At 57.1% G+C, this 3206-nt stretch carries 1 rRNA gene; it reads right to left on the reverse strand.

The features are described 5' to 3' along the window. Positions 1-21 precede the first annotated feature (21 nt). Positions 22-3147: ribosomal RNA gene (locus tag ACIQMR_RS38175) — 23S ribosomal RNA — on the reverse strand. Between the last annotated feature and the right edge of the window lie 59 nt (positions 3148-3206).

A 3206-nucleotide genomic window follows, 5' to 3' on the forward strand; every position in this document is an offset into this window, starting at 1 on the left:
ACACAGTGGACGCGAGCAACTGAGGACAAGCCCTCGGCCTATTAGTACCGGTCAACTCCACCCATTACTGGGCTTCCATATCCGGCCTATCAACCCAGTCGTCTACTGGGAGCCTTACCCTCTCTAGGAGGTGGGAGTCCTCATCTCGAAGCAGGCTTCCCGCTTAGATGCTTTCAGCGGTTATCCCTCCCGAACGTAGCCAACCAGCCATGCCCTTGGCAGGACAACTGGCACACCAGAGGTTCGTCCGTCCCGGTCCTCTCGTACTAGGGACAGCCCTTCTCAAGACTCCTACGCGCACAGCGGATAGGGACCGAACTGTCTCACGACGTTCTAAACCCAGCTCGCGTACCGCTTTAATGGGCGAACAGCCCAACCCTTGGGACCGACTCCAGCCCCAGGATGCGACGAGCCGACATCGAGGTGCCAAACCATCCCGTCGATATGGACTCTTGGGGAAGATCAGCCTGTTATCCCCGGGGTACCTTTTATCCGTTGAGCGACGGCGCTTCCACAAGCCACCGCCGGATCACTAGTCCCGACTTTCGTCCCTGCTCGACCCGTCGGTCTCACAGTCAAGCTCCCTTGTGCACTTACACTCAACACCTGATTACCAACCAGGCTGAGGGAACCTTTGGGCGCCTCCGTTACCCTTTAGGAGGCAACCGCCCCAGTTAAACTACCCATCAGACACTGTCCCTGATCCGGATCACGGACCCAGGTTAGACATCCAGCACGACCAGAGTGGTATTTCAACGACGACTCCACAACCACTGGCGTGGCCGCTTCACAGTCTCCCACCTATCCTACACAAGCCGAACCGAACACCAATATCAAACTGTAGTAAAGGTCCCGGGGTCTTTCCGTCCTGCTGCGCGAAACGAGCATCTTTACTCGTAGTGCAATTTCACCGGGCCTATGGTTGAGACAGTCGAGAAGTCGTTACGCCATTCGTGCAGGTCGGAACTTACCCGACAAGGAATTTCGCTACCTTAGGATGGTTATAGTTACCACCGCCGTTTACTGGCGCTTAAGTTCTCAGCTTCGCCCCACCGAAATGGAGCTAACCGGTCCCCTTAACGTTCCAGCACCGGGCAGGCGTCAGTCCGTATACATCGCCTTACGGCTTCGCACGGACCTGTGTTTTTAGTAAACAGTCGCTTCTCGCTGGTCTCTGCGGCCACCCCCAGCTCACACTGTAAAAGTGATCACCGGATGTGGCCCCCCTTCTCCCGAAGTTACGGGGGCATTTTGCCGAGTTCCTTAACCATAGTTCACCCGAACGCCTCGGTATTCTCTACCTGACCACCTGAGTCGGTTTAGGGTACGGGCCGCCATGAAACTCGCTAGAGGCTTTTCTCGACAGCATAGGATCATCCACTTCACCACAATCGGCTCGGCATCAGGTCTCAGACTATATGCACGACGGATTTGCCTACCGTGCGTCCTACACCCTTACCCCGGGACAACCACCGCCCGGGCTGGACTACCTTCCTGCGTCACCCCATCACTTACCTACTACAGATCTGGACCGGCGGCTCCACCACTCCCCCTCACTCCGAAGAGATCAGGGGCGGCTTCACGGCCTTAGCATCGTCTGATTCGATATTGGGCGTTTCAAAGCGGGTACCGGAATATCAACCGGTTGTCCATCGACTACGCCTGTCGGCCTCGCCTTAGGTCCCGACTTACCCTGGGCAGATCAGCTTGACCCAGGAACCCTTAGTCAATCGGCGCACACGTTTCCCACGTGTGTATCGCTACTCATGCCTGCATTCTCACTCGTGAACCGTCCACAACTCGCTTCCGCGGCTGCTTCACCCGGCACACGACGCTCCCCTACCCATCACGATCCCCGTTGGGGGTACATATCGCAATGACACGACTTCGGCGGTACGCTTGAGCCCCGCTACATTGTCGGCGCGGAATCACTTGACCAGTGAGCTATTACGCACTCTTTCAAGGGTGGCTGCTTCTAAGCCAACCTCCTGGTTGTCTCTGCGACTCCACATCCTTTCCCACTTAGCGTACGCTTAGGGGCCTTAGTCGATGCTCTGGGCTGTTTCCCTCTCGACCATGGAGCTTATCCCCCACAGTCTCACTGCCGCGCTCTCACTTACCGGCATTCGGAGTTTGGCTAAGGTCAGTAACCCGGTAGGGCCCATCGCCTATCCAGTGCTCTACCTCCGGCAAGAAACACACGACGCTGCACCTAAATGCATTTCGGGGAGAACCAGCTATCACGGAGTTTGATTGGCCTTTCACCCCTAACCACAGGTCATCCCCCAGGTTTTCAACCCTGGTGGGTTCGGTCCTCCACGAAGTCTTACCTCCGCTTCAACCTGCCCATGGCTAGATCACTCCGCTTCGGGTCTAGAGCGTGCAACTCAAACGCCCTGTTCGGACTCGCTTTCGCTACGGCTTCCCCACACGGGTTAACCTCGCTACACACCGCTAACTCGCAGGCTCATTCTTCAAAAGGCACGCAGTCACGACGCACCGAGCAAGCTCGATGCGCGACGCTCCCACGGCTTGTAGGCACACGGTTTCAGGTACTATTTCACTCCGCTCCCGCGGTACTTTTCACCATTCCCTCACGGTACTATCCGCTATCGGTCACCAGGGAATATTTAGGCTTAGCGGGTGGTCCCGCCAGATTCACACGGGATTTCTCGGGCCCCGTGCTACTTGGGAATAACTCAAACGAGCCGCTGATGTTTCAGCTACGGGGGTCTTACCCTCTACGCCGGACCTTTCGCATGTCCTTCGCCTACATCAACGGTTTCTGACTCGTCTCATCGCCGGCAGACGATGAAAGAGATATCCCACAACCCCGCATGCGCAACCCCTGCCGGGTCTCACACACATACGGTTTGGCCTCATCCGGTTTCGCTCGCCACTACTCCCGGAATCACGGTTGTTTTCTCTTCCTGAGGGTACTGAGATGTTTCACTTCCCCTCGTTCCCTCCACACTGCCTATGTGTTCAGCAGCGGGTGACAGCCCATGACGACTGCCGGGTTTCCCCATTCGGAAACCCCCGGATCAAAGCCTGGTTGACGGCTCCCCGGGGACTATCGTGGCCTCCCACGTCCTTCATCGGTTCCTGGTGCCAAGGCATCCACCGTGCGCCCTTAAAAACTTGGCCACAGATGCTCGCGTCCACTGTGCAGTTCTCAAGCAACGACCAGCCACCCACCACCCCGC

Origin of the sequence: Streptomyces sp. NPDC091376 (assembly GCF_044757085.1) — a bacterium.
Lineage (GTDB): Bacteria > Actinomycetota > Actinomycetes > Streptomycetales > Streptomycetaceae > Streptomyces > Streptomyces pratisoli.